The 5,794-nt window shown below is 74.8% G+C and carries 6 protein-coding genes; 4 read left to right on the top strand and 2 right to left on the bottom strand.

All coding sequences use genetic code 11. The features are described 5' to 3' along the window. The coding region (locus AE652_RS29530; RefSeq protein ID WP_049656987.1) for an FAD-dependent oxidoreductase at positions 1-877 on the bottom strand (877 nt) is incomplete at its 3' end. 126 nt (positions 878-1,003) lie between these two features. Between AE652_RS29530 and AE652_RS29525 the strand changes: the two genes are divergently transcribed. Continuing rightward, positions 1,004-1,912: a LysR family transcriptional regulator gene (locus AE652_RS29525; RefSeq protein ID WP_234348579.1), complete on the top strand. Its 909-nt coding sequence runs from the start codon at positions 1,004-1,006 to the stop codon at positions 1,910-1,912. Between the two features lie 115 nt (positions 1,913-2,027). Here AE652_RS29525 and AE652_RS29520 read toward each other — a convergent pair whose 3' ends face one another. Beyond that, positions 2,028-2,513, bottom strand: a complete 486-nt coding sequence (locus tag AE652_RS29520; RefSeq protein ID WP_049656984.1) for a cysteine/serine endopeptidase inhibitor — start codon at positions 2,511-2,513, stop codon at positions 2,028-2,030. Between the two features lie 260 nt (positions 2,514-2,773). Between AE652_RS29520 and AE652_RS29515 the strand changes: the two genes are divergently transcribed. The 3 genes from AE652_RS29515 (at position 2,774) to AE652_RS29505 (ending at position 5,759) form a co-directional block, all read left to right on the top strand. Beyond that, complete coding sequence (locus AE652_RS29515; protein WP_049656983.1) at positions 2,774-2,965, top strand: hypothetical protein; 192 nt, start codon at positions 2,774-2,776, stop codon at positions 2,963-2,965. A gap of 554 nt (positions 2,966-3,519) precedes the next feature. After that, a complete protein-coding gene (locus AE652_RS29510; RefSeq protein WP_049656981.1) occupies positions 3,520-4,482 on the top strand; it encodes a TauD/TfdA family dioxygenase in 963 nt (320 codons plus the stop codon). 38 nt (positions 4,483-4,520) lie between these two features. After that, positions 4,521-5,759 carry an ROK family protein gene (locus tag AE652_RS29505; RefSeq protein ID WP_053112323.1) on the top strand — a complete coding sequence of 413 codons (1,239 nt, stop codon included), beginning with the start codon at positions 4,521-4,523 and terminating at the stop codon, positions 5,757-5,759. Positions 5,760-5,794: the final 35 nt, after the last annotated feature.

Raw genomic sequence — 5,794 nt, 5'->3', positions numbered from 1 at the left:
GGGGACCGCCGTGGCGGGCGGGCCGCAGGCCGACGACGTGGCCGAGGACGCGGGCCTCGCGCAGTGCGGGGATCCGGGCCGTGCAGCGGGCGAGGATGGCCTCGGCGGTGGCCGGGTCGGCGACGGTGTTCCAGTCGTCCGCTTCGAAGGTGCCGCCGAGGACGACGTCGGTGCTGCGGGGGTGGATGTACGTGTAGCCGGCCGGGTCGTCCTGGATCCGGGTCGAGGTGGGCAGGCCGGGGTTGCGGACGAGGACGAGCTGGCCCCGGATCGGGTGCACGGCCCGGTCGTCGCAGAGCTGCCGGGCGCCGATCCCGGTGGCGTTGACGACCACGGGCGCCCAGGCGCGGGCCTGGTCGAGGGTGTCGAGGCGGCGGTGGACGATCCCGCCGCCGTTGTCGACGAACCGGCCGAGCAGCCAGGGCAGGTAGAGCGGCATCTCGACGGCGGGCGCGGTGAACGACCAGCCGTCCGCGCAGTCCGCTCCGCGTTCGGCGGCCGTCAGCCGGCGCAGGTCGGGGACGGCGTCGCCCCACCAGGGCTGGCCTGCCGACTGCCGCTCGTGCTCCAGCATGCGGGTGCTGCGCATCGAGACGCCGGGCACGCCCTCCTCGGCCTGGCGGGCGAACTCCGCGAAGGCCGTCGCGGACCAGTCCGCCACCCGGCCGCCGGTGCCGGTGGCAACCGGGAACCAGACGGCGGCGGCCACCGCCGAGGTCGTCGACAGCAGCCCGTCGGCCGTCACCACGACGACCCGAAGTCCCTTCTCCTGCAGGCGTATCGCCGTGGTGAGCCCGATGATCCCGCTCCCGACCACGACGACGTCCATCACGCCGTCCACCGTGCCGCCCGTCGCACCGTCCGTCGTGCCGTCCATCGCGAACCCCTCCCTCGGAGGCCGCCCGCCGGGTGCCGGCGGCCCTCACCAGGAAAGCGGCTCGCGCCGGAAGCCGTCCAAGACCGGTTCTGTCCGGAAGCGATAAGCCGCCCTTATCATCGCCGGATGGATCTGCGGATGGATCTGCGGCGCATGCGCTACTTCTCGGTGCTGGCGGAGGAGTTGAACTTCACCCGGGCCGCCCGCCGGCTGCACGTGGCGCAGCCGGCGCTGAGCCAGCAGGTCAGGGCGCTGGAGCGGCAGCTGGGCGTGGAGCTGGTCGAGCGCACCAGCAAGGGCTGCGCGCTGACCCCGGTCGGGCGCGCGGTCGCCGAGGAGGCCCGGCGGGTGCTGCGGGAGGTGGCGGCGGCCGAGGAGCGGGTCGCGGCGGTGGTCCAGGGGCGGGAGGGACGGCTGCGGGTGGCGTACACCCGCTCCGCCCGGGGCGGGGTCTGCGACGCCCTGGTGACGGAGTTCCGCAACCGCTACCCGCGGCTGGACGTCGCCCTGCAGACCGGCTGGACCTCGCACAACGTCGCCGAGCTGCTCGCCGGGCGGCTGGACGCGGCGTTCGTCCGGCCGCCGCTGGACGTCCCCGGGCTCGACTGCCGGATCGTCGCCGAGGAGGAGCTGCTGCTCGCCGTGCCGGCCGGCCATCCGCTCGCCCGCACCCGGGCCCGGATCGGCCGGCACCGGATCGCGGACGAGCCGGTGGTGCTCTGGCCGCGCCAGAACGGGCCCGGGATGCACGCGCTGATCACCGGGCAGCTGTGGCCGGGCCGGTCGCCGCGGATCGTGCGGGAGGAGCCGGACGACGAGCAGCTCCTGCTGGCGGTGGCGGCGGGGTACGGCATCGCGCCCATCCCCGAGGGCCGGGCCCGGGTGTTCCGGATCCCCGGCGTCTGCCTGCGCCGGCTGACGGCCCCGGTGCCGACCGTCACGCTGGGGCTGGCCCACGATCCGCGGACGGCTCCCCCGGCCGTCCAGCTGCTGCTGGCGATGGCCCCGCGGCTCGCGGGGTCCGCGGGCGCCTGACCGGACGCGGGAGGACGTCCGGAGGCGGGCGGACGACCGGACGCGGAGAGACCGTGCCCGCCCCCGTCATGCCGCGGGGGCGGGCACGGCCGTCGGGGCCGGCGTCGGGGCCGGCTCAGCCGATGGTGGAGCCGGTGACCGGGGCGGAGAGCTCGACGGTCTCGCCCTTGAGCCCGGTCTTGACGAACTGCCAGCTCAGGCCGGTGATGACGCCCTTGTCCAGCGGGGCCAGCTTGGCGAAGGCGGGCTGGCTGAGGTCGATGTGGGTGGAGTCGCAGGAGGGACACTGGTCCTTCACCGGGACGGTGACGGTCTTGCCCTGGTAGGTCACCTTGACCGAAATGCCCTTGCAGACCGGGTCGTTGTTCGGGTTGGCGGTGGTCCACCAGGTGTGCGAGACGGCGACCAGCATCTGGGTGGAGGCGTTGATCTGGGTGCCGCAGGCGCCGTAGCCGGCGTCGGTGTAGTAGGTGGCCTTGCCGGTCATGGGCTGGTTGATCGGTATCGCCGCGCTGGCGGAGCCGGCCGTGAGGGCGATCAGGGCGGCCGCGGCGAGCGGGGCGCCCGCGAGGATCCTGAGGTTCTTGCCGATGGCACGCATGGTTCGTTCCCTTCGGTTGCGGTGAAGGTCATGAGCATGACAGGCAGAAGTCGGCACACTCGTACGGAAGTTCACCGACCGAACGCCTTTGTGGAGGAAACGTATGCGCCTGACCGCAAGGTGGTCCAGACCTCCGCGATGTTGGCATGAACACAAGGCAAGAATCTTTACCAATGCGGCCGAAGGGGCGAAGATGCGTGACCGCCCTGCCACGGAGGGTGTTGACAGGCCGTCACCCGAGCCCCCGGAGGCCTCCTCAGATGCGCACCTCGCTCGTCGCCCTGCTCCTCGGCAGCGTCCTGCTCCCGACCACCGCCCCCGTCACCGCCGGCGCCGCGCCACGCGAGGTGAACCAGGGCTACAGCATCCCGGTCGCCGGCGTGACCGACCTCGGCGCCCTGCCCGTCCTCGCCAGCCTCGGGCTGGACTTCGCCCGCCTGCTCGGGCAGTAACGACCGCACCGCCGTCACCGAACGTCACAGCCGCACCGGCATCCGGGCAGGCGTCGGCCCCGAGGCGGGAACCACCCGCGCCGGCCCGGATTACTTCCGCTCCGAAAATTAGTAACCCCGCCCCCGGGCCACAAGCCCGACCCCCCGCCCGCAGTGCGCCCGCCATCCCCCCGTCATCCGCCGCAACACCCGGCAAACGGCCGCAAGCCGCCGCAACGAAGCGGCAACGCCCTTTCCCACCAGCCAAGATGACGATTGACAGGAGCCCGGGCGGTTCAGCACGATGAGGCCCGAGCCCATCCGCAGCGACCAGGAAGGAGGGCCGATGGCCACCGTCGTCCGCCCCGCCCCCCGCCGCTGCCCGCGCCGCTGTTGTCGCGGCGCCCTCGCCCGCTGACGTCCGCCGAAGCGGACCGTCACGCCCCCGTACGCCCGCTGCCCGCCGTGCGGAGCCGTACACCCACCGCCGCCTGACGCCGCTCCGCGCGCCCGCCATTCGTCACGCTGCGTAGCCGCATTCGCCGTCACCACACCCGTCCCGAAAGGGCCCCGCCATGACCACCGCCGACGCCACCGCCCCGACCGCGCTCCGCCTCACCCCCGTCGCCGGCCGGATCGGCGCGCTCGTGCACGACATACGCCTCGGCGGCGACCTCCCCGCCGGGACCGTCGCCGCCCTGGAGGCCGCCCTGTACGAGCACAAGGTGCTCTTCTTCCGCGGCCAGCAGCACCTGGACGACGCCGGGCAGGAGGCCTTCGCCCGGCTGCTCGGGCAGCCGGTCGGCCACCCCACCGTGCCCAGCGCGGACGGCCGCTACATCTTCGAGCTGGACGCCACCAAGGGCGTGCGCGCCAACAACTGGCACACCGACGTCACCTTCGTCCCGTCCTACCCCAAGGCCTCGATCCTGCGCTCCCTGGAGGTCCCGCCGGCCGGCGGCAGCACCGTCTGGGCCAACACCGCGGCCGCCTACCGGGACCTGCCCGCCCCGCTGAAGACGCTCGCCGAGAGTCTGCGCGCCGTCCACACCAACGACTACGACTACGCGGCCCGGCTCGCCCTGCGCCCCGAGCTGGCGGACAACGCCGAGGTCGCCAGGCTGTTCCGGGACGTGTTCGTCTCCACCGCCTTCAGGACCGAGCACCCGGTGGTCCGGGTCCACCCGGTGACCGGTGAGAAGACCCTGCTGCTGGGCGCCTTCGCCCAGCGCGTCCAGGGCGTCTCGGGCGACGACAGCAAAGCCCTGATCGACCTCTTCCAGCGCTACGTGGAGCGGCTGGAGAACACCGTCCGCTGGGACTGGCAGGTCGGCGACGTGGCGATCTGGGACAACCGCGCCACCCAGCACTACGCGGTCGCCGACTACGGCGACGAGCCGCGCCTGGTGCGCCGGATCACCCTGGACGGCGACCTGCCGGTCGGCGTGGACGGCACCCCGAGCCGGCTGCTGGAGCCCGCCGACCCGCCGCGGGTGCCGGGCCTGGTGCCCGCCGAGGAGCTCGAAGCGGCCAACTGACCGGGGCCGCGAGGGACCACGGCAGAAGATCCGCGCCGATGACCACGTCCACCGCCCCGCGCGCCGGCGACGACCGCCGGGACGCCAACGCCTCCGCCGTCCTGCGCACGGTGCTCGACCACGGGCCGATCGCCCGCAGCCGGGTCGCCGCGCTCACCGGGCTCAGCGCCTCGGCCGTCTCCCGGCAGGCGGTGGACCTGGTCCGGCTCGGACTCCTGCACGAACGGCCCGAGTTGGCGGCCGCCGGCACCGGCACCCTGGGCCGCCCCCAGCTGCCGCTCGACCTCGACCCGGACCGCCTGGCCGTGGCCGGGCTGCACATCGGCCTGCCGTTCACCACCGTCGCACTGCTCGACCTGCGCGGCCGGGTGCTGCGGCGCAAGGAGCTCCCGCACCGCGGCCGGACCGGCCCGGACCTGCTGCGGCCGCTGCTGGCCCGGCTGCCCCGGCTGATCGACACCCTGCGCGGCGACCGTACGGTGGTCGGCCTCGGCGCCGTCACCGGCGGCTCCGTCGACCCGGCGGCCGGGGTGGTCGTCCGGCACGATCCGCTGCGGTGGCGGGACCTGCCGCTGCGCGAGCAGCTGACGGCCGCCACCGGACTGCCCGTCCAGGTGGACAACCACGCCCGGGCGCTCACCCTGGCGGAGATCCTCTTCGGCCACCCGGCGGCCCGCCGCAGCATGGTCCAGCTGTTCGTCGGCCACGTGGTGGACGCGGCGCTCGCGGTCGCGGGCACCGTCCACCTGGGCCCGCCCTCGGCCACCGGCGACCTCGGCCACCTCCCGGTCTCCGGGACGGTCACCGACCCGGACGCGGACAGCCGGGAGCGCTGCCACTGCGGGCGGCTCGGCTGTCTCTCGGTGGCCGCCTCGGACACCGCGCTGTTCGCGGCGGCCGCCGCCGAGGGGGTCACCGCCACACCGGACCGGGCCCAGCTGATCGCCGCCGTCCGGCGCGGCGACCCGACAGCCGGCCGGCTGGTCCGCAACCGGGCCAGGATCGTCGGCCGCGCGCTCGCCCTGCTCGCCGACGTGGTCAACCCCGACCTGGTGGTGCTGACCGAGACCTTCGCCCTCCTCGACCCGGCCCATCTCGACGTCGTCCGGGCCGAGTTCGCGCTCCGCTCGCACCTGCACCGGGACGCCGGCCTGCTGATCGCCCAGCCGCGCGGCCGGGACGTGCTCGCCGTGGCCGCCGGAGCGCCGGTGCTCGGCGAGCTGTACGCCCGGCCGGTCCACGCGCTCACCGCACCCCGCGCCGCCCACCGCCCGTAACCGCCCCCGATCACCCGCAGCCGCCCCCGACCCCG

This window comes from Kitasatospora sp. MY 5-36 (assembly GCF_001182915.1).
GTDB lineage: Bacteria > Actinomycetota > Actinomycetes > Streptomycetales > Streptomycetaceae > Kitasatospora.
The sequence above is the reverse complement of the archived record's forward strand: the minus strand, read 5'-3'. Positions and strand labels throughout refer to the sequence as shown.

Coding starts and splice junctions, on each gene's coding strand:
- AE652_RS29525 (WP_234348579.1), top strand. CDS start 1,004: ATGGATCTGCGGATGGATCTGCGGCGCATGCGCTACTTCTCGGTGCTG.
- AE652_RS29520 (WP_049656984.1), bottom strand. CDS start 2,513: ATGCGTGCCATCGGCAAGAACCTCAGGATCCTCGCGGGCGCCCCGCTC.
- AE652_RS29515 (WP_049656983.1), top strand. CDS start 2,774: ATGCGCACCTCGCTCGTCGCCCTGCTCCTCGGCAGCGTCCTGCTCCCG.
- AE652_RS29510 (WP_049656981.1), top strand. CDS start 3,520: ATGACCACCGCCGACGCCACCGCCCCGACCGCGCTCCGCCTCACCCCC.
- AE652_RS29505 (WP_053112323.1), top strand. CDS start 4,521: ATGACCACGTCCACCGCCCCGCGCGCCGGCGACGACCGCCGGGACGCC.